16 protein-coding genes are annotated in these 19,906 nt (G+C 49.5%); 5 read left to right on the plus strand and 11 right to left on the minus strand.

The window, feature by feature from the left end:
• Positions 1-252 precede the first annotated feature (252 nt).
• Positions 253-2,061 carry an F-box/WD repeat-containing protein gene (locus ACOMHB_RS06970; RefSeq protein ID WP_448216041.1) on the plus strand — a complete coding sequence of 603 codons (1,809 nt, stop codon included), beginning with the start codon at positions 253-255 and terminating at the stop codon, positions 2,059-2,061.
• 331 nt (positions 2,062-2,392) lie between these two features.
• Positions 2,393-4,207 carry an F-box/WD repeat-containing protein gene (locus ACOMHB_RS06975; protein ID WP_448216042.1) on the plus strand — a complete coding sequence of 605 codons (1,815 nt, stop codon included), beginning with the start codon at positions 2,393-2,395 and terminating at the stop codon, positions 4,205-4,207.
• Between the two features lie 32 nt (positions 4,208-4,239).
• Here ACOMHB_RS06975 and ACOMHB_RS06980 read toward each other — a convergent pair whose 3' ends face one another.
• From ACOMHB_RS06980 to ACOMHB_RS07015, 8 genes are all read right to left on the minus strand, one after another.
• A complete protein-coding gene (locus ACOMHB_RS06980) occupies positions 4,240-4,797 on the minus strand; it encodes a DUF4136 domain-containing protein (RefSeq protein ID WP_448216043.1) in 558 nt (185 codons plus the stop codon).
• 66 nt (positions 4,798-4,863) lie between these two features.
• Positions 4,864-6,207, minus strand: coding sequence for an N-succinylarginine dihydrolase (gene astB / locus ACOMHB_RS06985; RefSeq protein WP_448216044.1), 1,344 nt, complete (start codon positions 6,205-6,207; stop codon positions 4,864-4,866).
• Positions 6,208-6,240: 33 nt separating this feature from the next.
• Positions 6,241-7,707 (minus strand): succinylglutamate-semialdehyde dehydrogenase, encoded by a 1,467-nt coding sequence (gene astD / locus ACOMHB_RS06990; RefSeq protein ID WP_448216045.1) that lies wholly within the window; start codon positions 7,705-7,707, stop codon positions 6,241-6,243.
• A 48-nt stretch (positions 7,708-7,755) separates the two neighbouring features.
• Entirely contained in the window at positions 7,756-8,793 is a 1,038-nt protein-coding gene (gene astA / locus ACOMHB_RS06995; protein ID WP_448216046.1) for an arginine N-succinyltransferase, read from the minus strand.
• Positions 8,794-8,907: 114 nt separating this feature from the next.
• Positions 8,908-9,732, minus strand: a complete 825-nt coding sequence (locus ACOMHB_RS07000; RefSeq protein WP_448216047.1) for a DUF1338 domain-containing protein — start codon at positions 9,730-9,732, stop codon at positions 8,908-8,910.
• A 36-nt stretch (positions 9,733-9,768) separates the two neighbouring features.
• Positions 9,769-10,800, minus strand: a complete 1,032-nt coding sequence (locus tag ACOMHB_RS07005; protein WP_448216048.1) for an arginine N-succinyltransferase — start codon at positions 10,798-10,800, stop codon at positions 9,769-9,771.
• A complete protein-coding gene (locus ACOMHB_RS07010) occupies positions 10,797-12,059 on the minus strand; it encodes a hydrolase (RefSeq protein ID WP_448216049.1) in 1,263 nt (420 codons plus the stop codon). Before ACOMHB_RS07010 ends, ACOMHB_RS07005 begins: the two co-directional genes overlap by 4 nt.
• Positions 12,060-12,168: 109 nt before the next feature.
• Positions 12,169-13,383 carry an aspartate aminotransferase family protein gene (locus tag ACOMHB_RS07015; RefSeq protein WP_448216050.1) on the minus strand — a complete coding sequence of 405 codons (1,215 nt, stop codon included), beginning with the start codon at positions 13,381-13,383 and terminating at the stop codon, positions 12,169-12,171.
• Between the two features lie 269 nt (positions 13,384-13,652).
• On the opposite strand from ACOMHB_RS07015, the gene ACOMHB_RS07020 reads away from it, so the two are divergent.
• Positions 13,653-14,345, plus strand: coding sequence for a class I SAM-dependent methyltransferase (locus ACOMHB_RS07020; protein ID WP_448216051.1), 693 nt, complete (start codon positions 13,653-13,655; stop codon positions 14,343-14,345).
• 197 nt (positions 14,346-14,542) lie between these two features.
• Entirely contained in the window at positions 14,543-15,442 is a 900-nt protein-coding gene (locus tag ACOMHB_RS07025) for a GlxA family transcriptional regulator (protein WP_448216052.1), read from the plus strand.
• A gap of 42 nt (positions 15,443-15,484) precedes the next feature.
• On the opposite strand, the gene nagA is transcribed toward ACOMHB_RS07025, so the two are convergent.
• The 3 genes from nagA to ACOMHB_RS07040 form a co-directional block, all read right to left on the minus strand.
• The gene (gene nagA, locus ACOMHB_RS07030) at positions 15,485-16,639 is read right to left on the minus strand and encodes an N-acetylglucosamine-6-phosphate deacetylase (protein ID WP_422132621.1); all 1,155 of its coding nucleotides are present in this window, start codon (positions 16,637-16,639) and stop codon (positions 15,485-15,487) included.
• 123 nt (positions 16,640-16,762) lie between these two features.
• Positions 16,763-17,419 carry a hypothetical protein gene (locus ACOMHB_RS07035; RefSeq protein ID WP_422137283.1) on the minus strand — a complete coding sequence of 219 codons (657 nt, stop codon included), beginning with the start codon at positions 17,417-17,419 and terminating at the stop codon, positions 16,763-16,765.
• Between the two features lie 111 nt (positions 17,420-17,530).
• Positions 17,531-18,385 (minus strand): 6-carboxytetrahydropterin synthase, encoded by an 855-nt coding sequence (locus ACOMHB_RS07040; RefSeq protein WP_422137284.1) that lies wholly within the window; start codon positions 18,383-18,385, stop codon positions 17,531-17,533.
• A gap of 205 nt (positions 18,386-18,590) precedes the next feature.
• Between ACOMHB_RS07040 and bioA the strand changes: the two genes are divergently transcribed.
• Positions 18,591-19,877, plus strand: a complete 1,287-nt coding sequence (gene bioA, locus ACOMHB_RS07045) for an adenosylmethionine--8-amino-7-oxononanoate transaminase (RefSeq protein WP_448216053.1) — start codon at positions 18,591-18,593, stop codon at positions 19,875-19,877.
• Positions 19,878-19,906 lie beyond the last annotated feature (29 nt).

A 19,906-nucleotide genomic window follows, 5' to 3' on the forward strand; every position in this document is an offset into this window, starting at 1 on the left:
TGCACCCATTGATCGTATTTCATTAATCCTGTCACCCCGAAGATGAGCGTGCGATCCGGGCTTATCCATTCAAGAGGTTTCATTTGAGTGACGCTATTCTGCGTGTGCTGAAAGACAGAAATTTTTGTTAGTTTCACTTAACAACTTGTTAAGAACTTTTACTTTAAAACAGAATCCAATGCTAAATATAAAATCGAATGTTTTTTCTGATTGAGGATAAATACAAACTATCAAACCAGGGAGTGGCAAAGCATGAATACAATAGAAAAGTACTACTCAATCACCACCGTTTCAGGTTTACCAGATCCAGATGAACCTCAATCGAAGCGAGCAAAAACCAGTGTCAGTGAGGGTAGGGAAATTACTGCCTTTGAGAATGGTAAACCTCCTCTACTCAATGCTTCCCGCTCGACACAATTAAATATTATTGGCCGTCTGGGGCTTAAAGATATTGCCCGTTTGAAACAGTCATGTACCCACTTTCGAGAGCTTATTAAACAAGAAGATATCCTGGCAAAGGAATGGTATCGACGTTTTTCTCCAGCTCAACAGTCTCTGATGAAGACAGTTATCAAGGCAAGAAGTGATGAGCAACTCAGAGGTTGGGTGGGGCAATTTACGAATAATCAGGCGTTAATCGAGTCACTTGTTAAGCGTCGAAAAGAGGAATGTTTTCCTGCTCTGTTATTTTTCAATAACACTGATCTGATGTCGAAGTGCAGAACATTCAATGTCGATAAAAAAGTCACTATTTCCCATAAAGCCTTTATCAATTCAGCGACTTTCAGTAAAGACGGTCTCCACGTGGTGACTGCCAGTGACGATGGCACCGCGAAAATCTACGACAAGGAGGACGACGGGTCATGGAAAGAAAACGCCACCATTTCCCATGATAAATCGGTTATGTCAGCCACCTTCAGCGCCGATGGCCTGCACGTGGTGACCATCGGTGAAGATAACAAGGTGAAAATCTATGGCCGTAATGATGATGGATCATGGGAAGCAAAGGCCACTATTTGCCATGATGCCTATGTCAAATCAGCCACCTTCAGCGCCGATGGCCGCAATTTGATAACTGCCAGTGACGATGGCACGGCGAAAATCTATGGCTATGAGAAGGATGGATCATGGAAAGCAAAAGCTATCATTCCCCATAATGAATTTGTCAGCTCAGCCACCTTCAGTAACGATGGCCGCCATGTGGTAACTGCCAGTGGCGATCACACAGTGAAGATCCACAGTAGGGAGAACGATGGGTCATGGCTGGAAACCGGCATAATTTATCATAATGACTTGATCAGCTCGGTTAAGATCAACGCCGATGCTACCCGTGTGATGACCGCCAGTTATGATGGCACGGCAAAAATCTACGGTCTGGAGGAAGGTGGAATATGGGAAGAAAAAGCCGCCTTGCATTATTACGATATTGATTCAGCTGCCTTCAACGCTGATGGCAGCTATCTGGTGACCGTCAGCAACAATTACACGGTGAGAATCTATGGCCTTGAAGACGATGGATCATTGGAATTTAAAACCGGTATTCGTCATAAAAATAAGGTCAAATCAGCCGCCTTCAGTGCCGATGGCAGCCATGTGGTGACCGCCAGTTATGATGGCACGGCGAAAATCTATGGTAAGAAGGCGGATGATGGGTCATGGGAAAAGAAAGCCACTATTTACCATGGAGGCGATGTCAATTCAGCTACATTCAGTCCCGATGGCCGCTATGTGGTGACCGCCAGTGACGATGGCAAGGTGAAAATTTATGGCCGTGAGGACGATGGATCATGGAAAGAAAAAACCACCATTTGCCACAATAGTCGAGTCTATTCGGCCACATTCAGTTCTGATGGTTACCATATCGTCACCGCCAGTAAAGATAAAACGGCGAAAATTATTGGCTTGGGAGCTGATGGACACTGGGTAGAAAAAGCCACAATTTCCCATAGGGGACTGGTCTCATCAGCCGCCTTCAGTGACGACTGTAGCCATGTGCTTACCACCGCCGCCAACGGTGGCTATCACAAGGCGAAAATTACTGAGCTGCGGATAAATGAATAATTAAGTACTCAACCATACGAAATCATATTTTCTGACTTATTGTTCAGGCACTCTGACTGCGTTGCAACTCTGGTCACATAGCTTGCTATGTTCCCGTCGTTGCGCCTTGCAGAGCACCTGCCCAATAAGCCAGAAATATTCGATTCCGTATGGCTGAGTACTTAATTGTTTGCCTTTACCGTGTGCTGAAAGGCAGAAACTGTTGTTAGTTCCACTTAACACCCTGTTATGAACTTTTACTTTAAAACAGAATCCAACCCTTAGTTTCAATTTTGGATGTTCTTCCTGATTGAAGATAAACATAAACTATCAAACTAAGGATTGACCAAGCATGGAATCAATATGCAACAACGCAAAAGCTGACTTTTCATATTTACCAAAACCTCCTCAATCTATATCGGAGCATGCACCAACGGGTGCCAGTGGGGGTAGGGAAATCACTGTATCTGTGAGCAGTGAACCTCAGCTACTCAATTTGTCTCGCCCCACACCATTAAATATTATTGGTTATTTGGGACTTAAAGATGTTACCCGTTTGAAACAGGTATCTAGCCAATTTCAAGAGCTTGTTAAACAAGAAGATATTCTGGCAAAGGAATGGTACCACCGTTTTTCTTCAGCACACCAGTCTCTACTGAAGACAACCATCGTCGCAAGAAGTGATCAGCAACTCAGTGCCTGGCTGGGGCAATTTACGAATAATCAGGCGCTAATCCAGTCACTTGTTAAACGTCGGGAAGAGGCTTGTTTTCCTGCTCTGCTCTTTTTCAACAATGCCGATCTAATGTCGCAGTGTGAAACATTTAATGTCGATAAAAAAGTCACTATTTACCATGAGGCCTTAATCAATTCAGCGACTTTCAGTAAAGATGGTCTCCACGTGGTGACTGCCAGTGACGATGGCAGGGCGAAAATTTATGACAAGGAGTCCGACGGATCATGGAAAGAAAAAGCCACCATTTTCAATGATGATGGCGTCGAATCGGCTTCCTTTAGCGACGATGGTCGCCACCTGGTGACCATCGGTGATGATGAAGAGGTGAAAATCTGTAGCCGGAATGACGATGGTTCATGGGAAGAGAAGGCCGCCATTTCCAATGATTCCCGCGTAGAGTCAGCCACCTTCAGTGCCGATGGCCGCTATCTGGTCATTGCCAGTGATGATGGCACGGCAAAAATCTATGGCTATGAGGATGATGGATCATGGAAAGCAAAAGCTACCATTTTTCATGATGCATGGGTTAATTCAGCCACTTTCAGCGCCAATAGCTCTCATTTAGTGACCGCCAGTGGCGATCACACAGCGAAGATCTACAGCAAGATGGGCGATGGACTATGGGTGGAAAAAGCCACAATTGATCATGATGACTGGGTCAGCTCAGCTACCTTCAGCCCCGATAGCACCCATGTGGTGACCGCCAGTTATGATGGCACGTCAAAAATATACGGCCAGAAGGAGGGGGGAACCTGGGAAGAAGAAGCCAAAATTTACCATGTTGATGATGTCGATTCAGCTACCTTCAGCGCTGATAGCAGCCATCTGGTGACCGTCAGCAATTGTACGGTGAAAATCTATGGTCATGAGGATGACGGGCCATGGAAAGAAAAAGCCATTATTTTACATAAGGAAGTAGTCAACTCAGCCACCTTCAGCGCTGATTGCAATCATTTGGTGACCGCCAGTGTTGATGGCAAGGCGAAAATCTTCGGCCAGGATGAGGATGGAACATGGGAGAAAAAAACCACCATTTACCATAAGAACGAAGTCAATTCAGCCAGCTTTAGTGCCGATGGCCTTTACCTGGTGACCGCCGGTGACGATGGAAAGGTGAAAATTTATGGCCATGACAATGATGGAGTATGGGAAAAATTAGCCACCTTTTCCCACAAAGCAGGGGTCAACTCAGCCACCTTCGGTCCCGATGGCTGTCATCTGATAACTGCCAGCAGAGATTCAACGTCGAAAATTATTGGCCTGAGGGCTGATGGATCATGGGTAGAAAAAGCCACAATTTCCCTTGGGTGGGGGGTTGAATCAGCCACCTTCAGTAACGACTGCGGCCATGTGCTTACCACCGCCAGCAGTGGCTATACCGGTGGCTATAACAAGGTGAAAATTTTTGAACTACGGAAAATGAATAATTGATTGCTTGCTTTCATTCTCCAATATCCCCGACGTTACTTCAAATTGCCCAGCATTCTGGCTATGGCCGCTTCGGCTCTGGCCAGTCGTGTTTCATTGCTCAGTCCGGGAACAATCGTGCCCTGGGCTACCACTTTCCACAGGGCGTCGCCGGTATTGGCCCGAATCAGAGCAATGGCTATGGTCAGTTTTTCCTGACCCGGCTCAGTGACCAGTCCCGGCGTTGTGCCAAAGAATTGAATCAGTTCTGCGTCGGAGACGATGGAATCGGAAGCAATGCCATAGCGAACAATCAATGAATTCTGAGGGATCTGGTCAGGATCGATAGTCATTTTCGCTGACAGCTGTTTGGCTATCTCGAATTCTATTGTTTGATAAGCACTCTCACGGCTGGGGAACATCGGGTCCGCTTCTTCGGGGATAATGGGCTCGAACATCAGACCATCAAAATCGGCTAAAGAGAATCGATGCAGAGGCGAAGAAGTAATCGACAGGGGGGCGACCTGGGGATTTTTCTGAGGAGCCGTCAGGCTTACGCAACCTGTAAGGACTATGGAAATAAGCGCCACCATGGCAAGCGACATTGTTCTCATTTTTTTCTCCCATGAAATGGATGAGCTGATTCTATCACTTGCGGAGATAAAATCAGCTCCGGGCCTTTACACCTGTTGGAACTGATAAATAGACCCCAGTTTCAGAAGGCCGGTTAACTCATCCAGTGCTGTGCGAGACTCAATCAGAAGTTCAGGATCGGCAAGATCGGCTTCAGTCAGCCTGTCGCGGTAATGCTTTTCAACCCAGTGGCAGAGTGTTACATAGAGAGTGTCGTTTATCAGGCAGGCCTGGTTGGTGGCAGCCAGTTCCTCAGAAGTCAGCACAACTCTCAGGCGCAGGCAGGCAGGTCCACCGCCATTATTCATACTTTGACGCAGGTCGAACACTTTGATGTCATTGATGGGATTATCAGACGCAACCAGCCCTTCCAGATAGGTTGCAACCTGTCGATCGCTCTGGCAATCAGAGGGAACCACAATAGTCATATCACGATCGGAAGTGCTGAGCAGCTGGCTGTTGAACAGGTAACTTTTCACTGCCGTTTCCAATCTGATCTGACTTTCAGGCACTTCAATAATGCAGAAGTCATCCCGGCCATAGGCATTTTTCAGGTCGTTATAGACTTGAGCCTGGTTCAGGAAAGCTTTCTCGTGACAGAGCAGGACGTTGCGATTCCCCACAGCAATAACATCATTATGGAAAACTCCCTGATCAATGACTTCGGGGTTTTGTTGTGCAAATACAGTACGACTGGTATTGAGTTGATGGATGCGGGCAACAGCCTGTGAGGCTTCCAGACTCTGTCGAGCTGGAAACTTTGTCGGAGCTGGCCGGGCGTCATCAAAGCTGTAACGGCCATAAACAAAGAACTCTACCCCTTCGTCTCCATAGTTCTGACAGAAACGGGTATGGTTGGCTGCACCCTCATCACCGAAGTGAGAGCTACTGACAAGTGCAGGATGATGCGTAAAATGTTCCTCGCTGGAGAAAACGGCTTTTAGAATTCTGCCTGTTATCTCATGCTCAATGGAGCGGTGAAACTTGCTGCACAGGTTTGCAGGTGTAAAGTGCACGGTGCCAGAGGTTGTATCGGCGCTGGGTGATACGCTAGCGGCATTAGCGGTCCACATGGTGGATGCAGAACTGCATGCGGCAAGAATTTTGGGCACCTGTCGTGAGGCTTCGGCAAGCACTTGTTCATCACTGCCGCTAAAACCAAGCTTGCGTAGTGTATAAACGTCTGGTCTTTCCTGGGGTGCCAGCACTCCCTGTACTAAACCCATGTCGTGCAATGCCTTCATTTTCGCCAGACCCTGTAAAGCAGCCTGTTTGGGATTGGAAGGCGCTGACTGATGATGGGTTGAGGCGATATTGCCCAGAGACAGGCCAGCATAGTTATGGGTTGGACCTACCAGGCCATCAAAATTGGCTTCAACAGTTTTATTCATATCTCTTCTATTCCGATCTCGGAGCCAGCGTTATTAAAGCTTTAAACCCGGGGCCAGTTTTTCCGGGAGTGACAGGCTCTCAGCTTCCACACTGGCTACCGGGTAAGCACAGTAATCAGCGGCAAAGTAGGCACTGGGGCGGTGGTTACCACTGTCGCCAATACCACCAAATGGCGCAGCACTGCTGGCTCCGGTGATGGGCTTGTTCCAGTTGACGATTCCGGCCCGGGAGCGGTGCAGGAACTGTTCATAGTCTTGACGACTGTCACTGAAAATGCCTGCGGAGAGTCCATAGCGGGTGTTATTGGCCTGTTCAATGGCTTCGTCGAGCTGGTCGTAACGAATTACCTGCAACAGAGGGCCAAAGTATTCTTCATCAGGCAGCTCTTTAATGGCGGTAACATCAATAATGCCGGGTGACAGTAAACCGGTGCCTTTCTTCAATTTTTGGCTCGTCAGCAGTGATTGACCACGCAGCTGCTGCAGGTGTGTCTGAGCTTGAAGAATAGCGTCCGCCGCCGCTTCTGAAATAACGGCTCCCATGAAGGGCTGGTCTGCATCATTCCATTGACCCACTTTGATGTTGCCAGCGGCTTCGACCAGCTGATCAATAAAACTATTACCCCATTCTGAGGCAGGAACGAACAAGCGCCTGGAGCAAGTACAGCGCTGACCGGCAGTAATAAACGCTGACTGAATAGCGTCGTGTATCGCTGCTTTGTGGTCTTTAACTTCAGTAATAATTAATGGATTATTGCCACCCATCTCAAGAGCCAGAATTTTGCCTGGCTGGCCACCAAACTGCTGGTGGATCAGTCTTCCGGTATTGGAGCTGCCGGTGAAGAACAGACCGTCAATGCCTTTGTGCCTGGCCAGAGCCATACCCGTTTCTTTTTCGCCCTGAACCATGTTCAACACGCCTTCCGGCAGCCCGGCCTGCTGCCAGAGTTTAATGGTTTCTTCCGCTGTGGCCGGGGTCAGTTCGCTGGGTTTGAAGACAACCGTATTGCCCGCCAGCAGGGCCGGAACAATGTGCCCATTGGGCAAGTGTCCCGGAAAATTGTAGGGGCCAAAAACCGCGACGACACCATGAGGCTTGTGTCGTATAAAAGCGCGGGCTCCGGGCATGGTGTTTTCTGTCGTTCCGGTGCGCTCATTACAGGCTTTGATAGAAATTTCAATCTTGCCTTTCATGGCCGCTGCTTCAGTTCTGGATTCCCAGAGGGGTTTACCCGTCTCCATGGCAATGGTTCTGGCCAGCAAGTCAGCATTTTCTTCAACCTGTGCGGCAAACTTGCGCACCCGTTTAATGCGGTCTTCCAGAGTGCGTGCAGCCCATTCCGGCTGGACTTTTCGGGCTGCTGAAATGGCCTGATCAACCTGGGAGGGTTGAGCAGCAGAACCACTCCAGATGATTTCACCACTGGCTGGATTCAGGGAATGAAATGTCTGCCCCTCACCCTGAAGCCATTGTCCTTTTATAAATAGAGAACCTTTCATAATGTAACTCCGTTAGTGAGCCATGGGCTGTTTATCAATAACTGCTTCTTAACGATGACTTCGTTGTGGGTTGAAAAGTGGCACGACTCTGAGTTCATCGCCGTCCCTTACATTCAGTGCCTGAGCTTGTTTCTGGCTGATGTTGACGAACTCCAGTCCTTCAAAAGACAATTGTCCGGCGATGCAGCGAAAGTCACGGAAGTGACTGTTGGCCATCAGCCAGACCGTTTCATCGGTATCCAGGTGGTCATGGACTTTGATCCGGTAGCGACGGGAATCCCTGATCGCCCGGATGTCTTTAAGCTGAGTTTCCAGCACCGGGCCACCATCAAAAATGTCGATATAACCGGTGTATCGGAACCCTTCGCCCTCCAGTAGTTTTCTGGCCGGTACGGTATCCTCATGAGTCTGGCCAATGACACTTTGGGCTTTTGCCGGTAACAGGTTGCTATAAATGGGGTTGCGTGGCATCAGCTCGGCGATAAAGGATTTACCACGGGCGACCTGTTGATCAGCCTCGACAAAGTCCACGGCAAAGAATTGTCTGCCCAGGGCTTCCCAAAAAGGAGATTCACCCTCTTCATCGGAAAAACCACGAAGCTCAGCAATGACGCTTTCGTCAAAGCGAGGCTCATGAGCGGCCATGAAAAGAAAGCGGCATTTGGACAACAGGTGTCCATTACTGGATTTGCGGTATTGCGGTGTCAGGAACAGAGTGCAAAGTTCTGAGTGACCTGTGTAGTCACTACAAAGTGTCAGGGTCTTGATACGGGTATAGACATGCAGTTCTCTGGAGGCATGTACCTGAGTGTTGACCTTATAGTTGTACCAGGGATCTTTAAGGCCCACAGCGGACTCAATGCCGCAGACACCAACGACCTCTGCTGTTTCCATGTCTTCCATGACGAACAGGTAGTAAGCTTCTTCCAGAGGTTTTTCAGCCCTGAAGGAGTTGACTGCCCATTCGAGCTTTTTCTGAACCATCTCAGGGTCAGGTTGCAGGGACGAGAAACCCACGCCGGTTATCTGGGCAATCTGCCAGAGTGCGTCGTGATCCTGTTCGGTGATGGGTCTGATTATCATCATAAGAAAACGTCACTGAATAGTTGTTGTTTTTGATTATATTGAGTTGAACAGAGCAGCCTGAGAAAAAATCTGCACTGCCGCTTTTGCCTTCTTCAATAACTGAACAACTCCAGATTATTGGGTTGACCGGGTGTCAGTGCTTGCAAAAATTTTGTCAGCAGAAGCGGCTACAAACCCCTGATAGAGTTTGCCGTCGGGCAGAGGGTAGCGCTTGGCAAACTCATAAAAGCAGCCGGGGATTTCCCGGTCACCATCGGAGAAGCTGACGTTGACTTTACCGGCCATAGTGGATGACTGCTCCAGAAGCACTTCGGGAGAGCCTTTCACCAGACCGCCGCTTTCATTCAGTATGAAACCATTGTCCTGCAGCATCTGGTTCAGAACCTGGATGTCATCATGGGATTGCAGGTGATTAATGGAGACAGTGAAGTGGTTGGGACGGTATCCGAGGGCTGCTACCCAGGCAGCGTATTCACTTTCCTGTAATAGCAGGTCATAGTCTTGCTGACTGACCGTCCAGGGGCGTCCTGAAAAACAGAAATCATCCTGAAGAACAGACGTTTCAGCGACCTGGTTGACCAGGCTGTGGATAACTTGCTGAGCTTCAATGGACAGCGCCTCAACCAGCAGCTCACTGATAAACACTTTTGGCAGGGTGTCGTCGGGATGCTGGAAGTGTTTGGCTACCAGTTTTCTGCCGGGAAACTCATAGTCGCCGCCGACAACATAACCTGCATCGAGAAAAGGGCGTGCTACTTTTTCGAGGCTAACCCTGTCCAGATTGTACGTTCGCAGTGCAATGTGATCATTGATCACATTGCCATCATTTTGAGCAGCAAAGAGGTTATGGATTGTCCGGGCGTCGGGGGTCAGTTCCAGATAATTCTGCCACATGGCTTCCAGAAGGGTTTTGATCGTGTTTGTTTTGGCTTCTGTCATTGCCTGTATCCTCTAACTTTATAAGTCCAAGGTCTTTTAATAGCTCACTGCCACTCTGACGGGGTCTCCGCCATCCAGTTGCAGCAGATCCGTTTCTTTCTGTGTCAGGGTTGGGGCTTCAGGGTTGAAAGCCGTGCTGATGCATCGAAAAGACTGGGCCGATGTATTGGCTACAAGGTAATCGTTGTTTTGTGTATAAACTGTTTCTCGTTCAGCCGATGTTGTGGACAGATCCGGTTGATGGATCTGGCTGTCACGGAGAGTGGTTAGCCGGTCGGTTCCTGCTTCCAGAGTGGGGCCAGCATCAAAAATATCCACATACCCCTGATAGCTGAAGCCTTCCCGTTCAAGAATGTTAAACACCGGCTCCCGGTCGGGTCTGGGTTCACCAATGACTGCTCTTGCCTGCTTCGGCAGCAGGCGTGTGTAAATCGGATAACGGGGCATCAGGTCAGCAATAAAGTTCTTTTCCTCAAGGCCGGTCAGATAATTGGCTTTGGACATCGCCATTGGGAAAAAGTGAGCGCCCAGACTGTTCCAGAACGCTGAGTGATTGTTTTCATCAACAACGCCCTGAATTTCTGCCAGAACACGGTCAGCAAAACGGTCTCTGTGTTCAGCTATGAACAGCAGCCTGGCACGGCTCAGCAACTGAAGATTAGACCAGCTGTCGTGTTGTTGAGAGATAAAAAGAGTGCAAAGGCTGGTGTAACCCGTGTAGTCCTGGCAGAGCTTTAAAACCGTCATCCGGTTGATGGTTTGCAGTGTCTCGGAGGCATGAACTTCTTCGTCGACACGGAAGTTATAGAAAGGCGCCGAAAGACCTGTCGTGGCGATAATGCCAGATATGCCAAGAATCTCACCCGTCTCCTGATCTTCCAGAACAAAGTGGTAGCTTTCTTCTCCGGCATCTTCAACGTCCTGACTGAGGGAGTCCCGGGTTTTGCAGATCAATTCTGCCAGATGATCACGATTTGCAGGCAGGGTGGTCATTGAGCCTCTGGCGCTGTTGGCCAGTGTTTCCAGAGCACTGAGGTCTTGATAATCAACAGGTCTGACGACTTTCATGGTCGGGACCCTTTATTCTTGAGCCAGGCGTTTCCGGTACCCAGGGCTTCATTACAGGCCAAGGTCATTAGCAGGGCCGCACTCAATTTGGCTCTGGGTACCAGACTACTGATTTTCAGGTACTCCTGTTCACTGTGGATATGCCCACCCTGAACACCCAGGGTATCAATATTGGGAATGTCGGCTGAGGCTAGGTTGTTGCCGTCGCAGCAGCCGCCGGTTGGCTTTACATCAAGAGTCAGCCCCAGGGCGTGACCACACTGTCTGGCCAGCTCAAACAGTTGCAGATTGGCCGGAGTGAGTACCTTAGGCTTTCTGCTAAAGCCACCGTGAAGTTCCAGACGGATACCGTTGCGACTGCTGATCTCATTGACAATCATTTGCAGTTCCTTAAGGCACCACTGCTCATCTTCCGGTCTCTCCAGACGTATATTGAAACGACTTATGCATTGGTCCGGAACAATATTGGTTGCGCCACCACCGTGAATATAGCCGGGATTAAATGTGACGCCTTCCCGCTTTCCGTTCAGGTCATCCATAGCTGAGACAAAGTCGCACAGGGCACGAATAGCATTTCTTCCCAGATGATGTTCCCTGCCAGCGTGGGCTGCTTTGCCGTAGCAGACAGCAGTGAAGTTTCCGCTGCCCTTGCGTTGACCCGCGAAGCTGCCATCCGGGAAGCAGGGTTCGTAAATCATGCCCAGATCTACACGGCTGGCGGCGTCTTTTATTAACGCAGCAGAACCCGGTGAACCTATTTCTTCATCCGGGTTAAAGAGAATTTCCCAGCCAATTTGATCTGCCCATGGGCTTGCTTCCAGAATTTTGAGTGCATTCAGCATCACAATGATGCCGCCTTTCAAATCGGTGACACCCGGACCATTGATAGTATCTTCATCAAGTTGGACAACCTTCTGGAAAGAGCTGTCTTTTGGGAACACCGTGTCCATATGGCCGCACAGGAAAACCTGCAGGGGAGCCCCGGGGCGCTTACGGATTCTCAGGGCCTTGCCCAAGGTGTGTTGAATCACTTCCCCCTGGTCATTAATTACTTCATAAGGTTCCAGGTCAATGACTTCCTGTTTTCCACCCAGAGGTGCAGTCATTTGTCTGAGGCGTTCCATCACCTGATTAACGCCCGTGGCATTGAGGCTGCCAGAGTTGATTTCTGCCAGCTCAATGGTGTGCTGAAGCATTTCTGCCTGAAGGCTGTCCAGACGGGTTAGCAGGGATTGTAGCGGGGCAAGAAGGTCGGACATGAAACACCATTTTCAGAGATGTTTTTTGTTGAAATGCACACTAATGCGGCATTCTCTTCTGATTAAAGAGGGGCACCGGCCAGAAGCAAGAGACCGGTGCAGTGGTTAATTATGAATTGACTACCTTGGCAATTGCCCGTTCCAGTGCTGCCATACCTTCACGGATATCTTCATCCGGGATGATCAGTGAGGGGGCCATTCTCAGCACATTCGGGCCAGCAACCAGCATCATCAGACCTTCTTCAGCAGCAGCCGCCAGAAAGTCTTTGGCTTTGCCGTGCCAGTTTTCGGTCAGCTCTGCACCCATCAGCAAGCCTTTGCCACGAACTTCCCTGAAGATGCCATAGGTTTTGTTAATGCGTTCCAGCTCGCTTCGAAAGAGTTCGTGTTTGCTGCTGACATTGGCCAGAACCTGATCGTTGTGGATCAGGTTGATGGTTTCAAGAGCGACAGCGCAGGCCAGCGGGTTACCGCCATAGGTGCTGCCGTGGCTGCCAAAGCCGAAGCTTTTGGCCACCTCGTCGGTGGTCAGCATGGCAGCCACAGGGAAGCCACCGCCCAGTGATTTGGCTGTGGTCAGAATGTCTGGAATGACACCGGTGGTCATGTAAGTATAAAACTCACCGGAACGGCCTACACCGGTTTGCACTTCATCCAAAACCATCAGAGCTTTGTGTTCATCACATAGTGCTCTTACGCCCTTCAGGAACTCTGGGTCCGCCGGGATTACCCCACCTTCACCCTGGATCGGTTCCAGAACGACCGCACAGGTCTTGTCTGAAATGGCTGCTTTCAGGGCTTCCAGATCGTTGTAGGGTAGATGAGTCACACCGGCGGGGACCGGCGCATAACCTTCACAGTAACTTGGCTGGCCTCCCACTGTTACAGCAAACAGGCTGCGACCGTGGAAGGAGCTTTTGAAGGATATGATTTCATGCTTTTCAGGGCCAACATGATCAAAAGAATATTTTCTGGCCAGTTTGAAGGCTGCTTCGTTGGCTTCGGTGCCCGAGTTACAGAAGAATACTTTATCGGCAAAGGAGATCTCGGTCAGGCGCTGGGCCAGAGCCAGAGCAGGCTCATTGGTGTAAACATTACTCATATGCCAGAGCTTTTCACTCTGTTCCTTGAGAGTCTTGACCAGCCGAGGGTGGCAGTGGCCAAGAGCATTAACGGCAATACCCCCTGCGAAATCGATGTATTCACGGCCTTCCTGATCCCAGACTCGTGAACCTTTTCCGCGAACGGGAATCATCGCCTGTGGTGCGTAGTTAGGCACCATGACTTCATCGAAGGTCGCTCTGTTAACGGAGTATTCGCTCATTTCTTGTCCTCGGTGTACATGGTTTTTATAGAGTGAGCGTCTTTCAACAGGGTACAGACTGAAATGCGCTGCTTCCGATCATGGCTGATTTATCAAGAACTTATTTATTGTTTTGGCCGCTTGCCTATCCACTATAGATCAAAGTCGGATCGAACAGTTTACACCAGGCGACCTGAAGTTTTCTCTGAGGATCATTTGCTGAGAAACTTTTTTTCTGAACGGCTCTGCTATTTTTTACCTTCATGTTCCCATCACAGTGATATGAGTTTATGGAGTACACAGAAGAGATAGCAAGGGCTTATGCCGAAGAGAAAAACCACCTCGGATTTATGATCCGCAGAGACCTGCCTGGAATCCTGGCTAAATACGTTAAAGTGGGAGCCCGGGCGCTGGACTATGGTTGCGGTGCAGGATTGATGATTCCGCTATTAAAAGATGCCGGGTTTGATGTAGAGGGTATGGATATTTCAGACAGTATGCTCCATCAGGCTATAAAGGATCATCAGAACACGGTATTTACCCGCATTCATTCCGCAGCTATTCCTCGTCCCGATGCGTCTTATGATTTGGTGATGTTGTCTTATGTTCTGGTTGAAATAGACTCTTTATCTGAAATGGAGGCGGTGATCCGCGAAGTGAAAAGGGTATTAAAGCCCGATGGTGCGGCGATAGTGATTGTCAGTTCAGAGCAAAAGTTCAAGGGCAACTGGTTGACGATCGATAATGACTTCCCTCAAAACAGGGAGCTTACCAGTGGCTGTCGAGTTAAATGTTCTGTGGCGGATTCGGGGGTGGTCTTTGAAGATTTTTTCTGGACTGATGAGGACTACCGCTCAGTATTCTCTCTGTCGAATTTGAACCTGCTGGCGTTTAGTCAGCCTCTGGGGACGGCAGATGACGGGATGCCTTGGAAGGACGAGCTTCATTCACCTTTGTTCAGTATTTACATTTTGGGGCATTGACTGGCCATTGTCATGATCTGAGCTGCAAGGCTTATTTCTGTACTGAAAGAAGATGCCTTTAGTTGTTATGATGAATTTTTCAGAGTCTGGCTTCTGTCCATAGAGATATCATCAGGCACGCTTTACGAGTATTTTTTCCCTATGAAGAATAATTCTTTTTTCGGTTCCGGAGATTGCAGCGCAGAAAGGAGCTATGGGTGAGTAAGCCTTGCAAAGTCGGTTTTCTTTTATATCCCGACTTCTCTTTGCTGGGGTTGTCTTCAGCCCTGGAAGTGCTGAGAGCAGTTAATCAGGCGACCGGACAGTGCGTTTATGAGAGTGCTGTCATTGCAGAATCAACGGTCACGAGTAACCTGGGTCTTTCCATTGAGCCCTCTCAGTCGGCGTTGGAATTCATGGATGTGGTGATTCTGGTCGCTTCAAAAACAGGTGTTCAGATTCCTTCTGCCGCATTGTCCGAGGCATCTGTTTTGGGCGGGATTGGCAAAGGCGCCAACCTGTTGGCGAGTGCAGGCCTTCTTGATGGTTATCGTGCTCGACTGGAAGGGGCCGCTGATGCCCTTCAGGAACTCTATCCCCGGGTGGTGTTGAGCCAGACGACTTTTGAACTGGACCGAAACAGAATGACCTGTGGCGCAGGCACGGCTGCTATGGATATGACGCTCTCTCTGGTCGCCCGGGAGCAGGGGGGTTATCTTGCTGCCAGTGTATCGGAATTATTGGTGAGGGATCGTCTTGGTGGGCCGGGGACTTCTTCTTTTGTCGCGCCCCCCGTCAGAAAGCAGCAGCCACAGATTGAGGAAGCAACACAGTTGATGGCTGCCAATATAGAAGAGCCACTGGGTGCCGATGAACTGGCTTCTCTGGTGGGTATTTCCCGTAGACAGTTGGAACGACTGTTTCGAAAATATCTGGATACTGTGCCTTCCAGGCACTACTTGAAGCTCAGGCTTGAATGCGCCAGAAAGCTGCTCAGGGAGACTGACAGGCCGGTAGTGGATGTGGGGGTTGCTTGTGGCTTCTCTAATGCTTCACATTTCAGCACGGCGTATAAAAACCATTTTGATCTGACGCCCAGGGAAGAGCGGCAATCGTAAGTTAGCCTTCTAAAGTAGTCAGCGCACCACCGGAGCAAGATATCAATACAGGCTGAAAACCTGCCTGCCGTCGATAAAAGTCATCAGGACCTCGTGATTTTTGTTCATAACCGCTATGGATGCACGCTTACCGACCTTAATGCTGCCCAGTTCGTCCTGCAGGCCGAGCAAAGTCGCTGGTGTCAGAGAAGCCATGTGAACAGCGCTCAGAGGGTCTACAGCCACTTTTTCGATCATGTTGGCGACGGCACGATTCAGTGTCAGGGTGCTTCCTGCCAGAGCACCCGATTCGGTTCTGGCAACACCGTCTTTGACATGAACTGTCAACAGTCCCAGCTGGTATTCCCCGTCGCTCAATCCACCTGCACAGATGCAATCGGTGATCAAAGCGGTTTTATCAGCCCCTTTGAGACGGTAAACCAGGTCCATCACTATGGGGTCAACATGAACTCCGTCTGCTATCAATTCTGCATAGATATCCCGGTGGTGCAGAACAGCACCGGCGGTACCGGGTTGACGATGATGCAATCCGAGCATCTGGTTAAAAATATGAACGCCGCCCACGGCTCCCGCTGCAAAGGCTTTCTTGCAGACATCGTAAGTAGCGCCTGTGTGTCCAATCATGACGCGGACATTCTTGCTGGTCAGGTATTCAATTGCTTCAATGCCGCCCTCAATTTCAGGGGCCAGAGCCAGTGAGCGAAGGGTGCCACCCGATGCTGCCAGCAACTCGTCGAGTCTTTCTTTTGTGGGCTTCAGGAAGTAGCTGCTTTCATGGGCGCCTTTGAAACGTTCGGAAAAAAATAGGGCTTCACTGTAGGAACCCAGCACTTCTGCACCCTCAACGCCCTGCTCGATACAGTGCTTAACGTTTCTCAGGGCCGCGAGGTTTCTTTCCCAGGTATCAGTAACGGTGGTGGCAAGAAAGCCTACGACACCTTTAGCAGCAATGGTTTTTGAGATGGTGTTAATGGCTTCGTGGCTGGCATCCATGACGTCAAAGCCACCGCTGCCATGAATATGCAGATCAATGAGGCCGGGGACAATTTGACTGTCTCCCAGATCCGTGATCTCCGCGCCTTCTTCAGGCACACAGTCAATAGCGGCAATACGGCCGTCCGTTATTTTTAGAAAACTGTCCTGAAGAATGCCTTCTTCAGTGAAGATCTTTTTTGCCTTCAGATAAAAAGTCGTCATGTCTCAGACCTGTCAGCAGGAAAATGACCATGATTGTACCATGACGCTAAACGGGCTCCGTAGGGTTATGATTACCTATGCTCAGGTGAGAATGCTCAGGAGCAGTGAGGTGATCATCGGTTCTCACCGGGGTGAGCTGACCCTGAGGATTTCTTCACGCACTTCGGTGAGCGCTTCCCGAAAGCTGCCATCGTATTGCTGCAATTTTTCGATGACCTCAGGCAGCATGTCCTTTAACATGCGTCCCGGATGTTCAGGCAGGGTTTCTGGCATCTGGCTTAATACCTGGTTCATTCTGCCTTCTGCCTGAATGACGATGGATTTCAGACGTTCAAACTCCAACCCCTGACTCTCCAGACTGACTTTTCTGCCAGAGCGCGACAGCGCCAGCTTATCAAGCATTGCCTGAAGCTTGATGTCGTGGTTTCCCAACATCCCTTCAATATGCTGAAGGCCAGCCAGGTAGGCTGACGCGCTTGCTTTTCCGACGGGCGCAACAGGGGTTGCTTTGACGGCATCAGAAGCTTCTGTTAAGGCCACTTCTGGCTGTTTACCCTGAGCCATGTCTGCCCTGTAGGGACTGATAGCGGCAATCTGCCCCAGGAGTTCATGGATGACGGCGTAATTGAATTGCAACATCTCTTCCATGTGGCTTTTCAGGTCTTGAAAAGTGAATTTTACTTCTTCTTCAACCTGTTGCTCAGCGGAAAGGCCCAATTCAGGATCTTGTCGAGGGCTTGAGGGGGAAATGGGGCGATTATTGACGTCTTCGATGGCCATAAGAAATCCGTTTCTGTTGATCGATAGATCTAATTTTAGTCCGACTTAAGACAGCTTTGGCTTGAAAGCATAAGTCTGACCCGTCAAAGACGCCTCCTGAATCAGGGGTATTTATTTTTCCGCGACAGCTCCTTTGTTAAATCCTTCAAAAGCCACAACCCGGACTGAGTGATTCGGGGTACGGGCTTTCAGGGTGGTTGCAATGTGTTCTGCCAGAAGTTCCACGGTACTGTCAGTATCAATCAGGTAGCAGCGGTCTTCTGCCAGAGTCAGCTCGAAGTAGCCCTGGTCTGAGGTATAGCCAAAGCGAAAGTGATCCCGCCTGCCTATGGTCACTTTTTCCAGCAGGTCTTCACGGGTGGCGATGTAGATATCTTTCCAGTTTTCGGCCCAGTCTGCTTCGAGCGTCGGGTCGCGCTTTCCGTCCAGGTAGATGTGGATAGGAGAACGGTGGCCATGGGCAATTCGCTGGCAGTCGCCCAGATGTTTTTTCAGGCCGTGGCTGTAGTGGTAGAAAGCACCGGAAAACTGTTCAGGATAAATATCCAGTTCAACACCGATGACGTTGTCTGGCAGTTCATCCAGCAAGGTTTTTTCGAGAAAGGGGGTCAGAGCTTCAGGGGTTATTTCCTGAGCATTGACCAGTAAAATTGCAGGGGCGGGAGCCTTGCATTCGATGACATCACCGGTACTGGTCTGCATGTTGACAGAAAGGCATTCCTCGCTCTCTGTTTTGACGGTTATTGCTCCGTGAGAAGCAGGTACAAGCAGGCGGTGGTCGGCAAGGATGTCCAGAGAAGCCTTGATCTGCTTTTTGACATGGCCGAAGTCAAAGACCATGCCCTGTTCATCCAGATCGCCCCGAAGCACGACATCGACCAGCCAGGTTTCCCCTACAACCCCGCGTTCCGGAGAAAGGTAACTGAAATCAAGTGTGGTGAGTTGATTGACGAACAGTGCGGTCATTGGTTTCTGGTTCTACTGTGATTGAAGAAAACGGGGTGAAGAAAAATAATGAGTTAAAGAGCAATTGTAACTCATTTCTCGAGGCGATTCAGTGCCCGGCTAAATTCTGTGGAATGGATTTTCATTTGGCCGCCCAGTGAATTGTTGCGGGGATTTGGCTTATTATTCACCGCATCCTGAACACCTGAAAACCTTGGAGTCCATTTTGGATCGAACCATCACACAATCTGATCTTGAGTTTGATGCCCGGCATATCTGGCACCCTTATGGGACAACACCCAGCCAGTATAAACTGTTTGCCGTTGAAAGTGCTTCAGGGGTCAGGCTCCGCTTGAGTGATGGCAGAGAAGTGATTGACGGGATGTCCTCCTGGTGGTGTACGGTCCACGGCTATAATCATCCGTTTATGAATCAGGCCATTAAGGATCAGGTCGATTCAATGTCCCATGTCATGTTCGGTGGGTTGACCCATAAGCCCGCCATTGAACTGTCTCGCAGACTGGTTGAGTTGACACCCGAACCGATCAAAACCGTATTTTTTGCGGATTCAGGTTCAGTCGCTGTAGAAGTAGCCATCAAGATGGCCATGCAGTATTGGCAATGCAGGGGCGAGATTAACAAGAACAAGTTGCTGACATTTAAAGGCGGATACTTCGGCGATACGACCGGGGGCATGGCAGTCTGTGACCCTGATAATGGTATGCACCATCTGTTTACCGGCATTCTGCCTGAACATCATTTCGTGCCCCGTCCCGGCTGCGGCTTCGATGAGACACTTGAAGACCATCATATAGAACCTTTTCGCTCTGAACTGGAGTCCCTGAATCATCAGGTGGCCGCCATTATTATTGAGCCTATCGTTCAGGGGGCTGGTGGAATGCATTTCTACTCCCCCGACTTTCTGAGAAAAGTCAGAGCACTCTGTGATGAGCATGAAGTCTTGCTCATTCATGATGAGATTGCCACGGGTTTTGGTCGAACCGGGAAAATGTTTGCCTGTGAACACGCCGATGTTATCCCGGATATCATGTGTGTAGGTAAAGCCCTTACCGGTGGCTATATGACGTTATCAGCTGTGATGTGCACCGAAGAAGTCAGTAAGGCCATCTGTGACACTGGTCCGATCATGCACGGACCTACTTTCATGGCTAATCCTCTGGCTTGTGCAGCCGGTGTGGCGAGCATGGATATTTTATCTTCAGGTGAGTGGGTCAATCAGGTGGCTAACATAGAGAAAAAATTATGGGCTGGTCTCTCTCCCTGTAATGAGCTTGGAGCGGTGGCTAACGTACGGGTTCTGGGAGCTATTGGTGTGGTTGAATTGAGACAGCCGGTGGTGATGTCTGAAATTCAACCCCGTTTCCCAGAACAGGGGGTATGGGTCAGACCTTTCGGTAAACTGGTTTATGTTATGCCACCTTATGTCATTTCAGATGAAGATCTGGATACTCTGTGCAAAGCCATTTGTAGGGTTGTTGAGTCCATCCGTTAACGAACACCGTCTCGCGAGAGTGCGAATCG

Source organism: Endozoicomonas sp. 2B-B, assembly GCF_053470045.1.

What these genes read in the sequence shown, in the direction of transcription:
- ACOMHB_RS06970 (WP_448216041.1), top strand. Translation starts at nt 253, where the DNA reads ATGAATACAATAGAAAAGTACTACTCAATCACCACCGTTTCAGGTTTA.
- ACOMHB_RS06975 (WP_448216042.1), top strand. Translation starts at nt 2,393, where the DNA reads ATGGAATCAATATGCAACAACGCAAAAGCTGACTTTTCATATTTACCA.
- ACOMHB_RS06980 (WP_448216043.1), bottom strand. Translation starts at nt 4,797, where the DNA reads ATGAGAACAATGTCGCTTGCCATGGTGGCGCTTATTTCCATAGTCCTT.
- astB (WP_448216044.1), bottom strand. Translation starts at nt 6,207, where the DNA reads ATGAATAAAACTGTTGAAGCCAATTTTGATGGCCTGGTAGGTCCAACC.
- astD (WP_448216045.1), bottom strand. Translation starts at nt 7,707, where the DNA reads ATGAAAGGTTCTCTATTTATAAAAGGACAATGGCTTCAGGGTGAGGGG.
- astA (WP_448216046.1), bottom strand. Translation starts at nt 8,793, where the DNA reads ATGATGATAATCAGACCCATCACCGAACAGGATCACGACGCACTCTGG.
- ACOMHB_RS07000 (WP_448216047.1), bottom strand. Translation starts at nt 9,732, where the DNA reads ATGACAGAAGCCAAAACAAACACGATCAAAACCCTTCTGGAAGCCATG.
- ACOMHB_RS07005 (WP_448216048.1), bottom strand. Translation starts at nt 10,800, where the DNA reads ATGAAAGTCGTCAGACCTGTTGATTATCAAGACCTCAGTGCTCTGGAA.
- ACOMHB_RS07010 (WP_448216049.1), bottom strand. Translation starts at nt 12,059, where the DNA reads ATGTCCGACCTTCTTGCCCCGCTACAATCCCTGCTAACCCGTCTGGAC.
- ACOMHB_RS07015 (WP_448216050.1), bottom strand. Translation starts at nt 13,383, where the DNA reads ATGAGCGAATACTCCGTTAACAGAGCGACCTTCGATGAAGTCATGGTG.
- ACOMHB_RS07020 (WP_448216051.1), top strand. Translation starts at nt 13,653, where the DNA reads ATGGAGTACACAGAAGAGATAGCAAGGGCTTATGCCGAAGAGAAAAAC.
- nagA (WP_422132621.1), bottom strand. Translation starts at nt 16,639, where the DNA reads ATGACGACTTTTTATCTGAAGGCAAAAAAGATCTTCACTGAAGAAGGC.
- ACOMHB_RS07035 (WP_422137283.1), bottom strand. Translation starts at nt 17,419, where the DNA reads ATGGCCATCGAAGACGTCAATAATCGCCCCATTTCCCCCTCAAGCCCT.
- ACOMHB_RS07040 (WP_422137284.1), bottom strand. Translation starts at nt 18,385, where the DNA reads ATGACCGCACTGTTCGTCAATCAACTCACCACACTTGATTTCAGTTAC.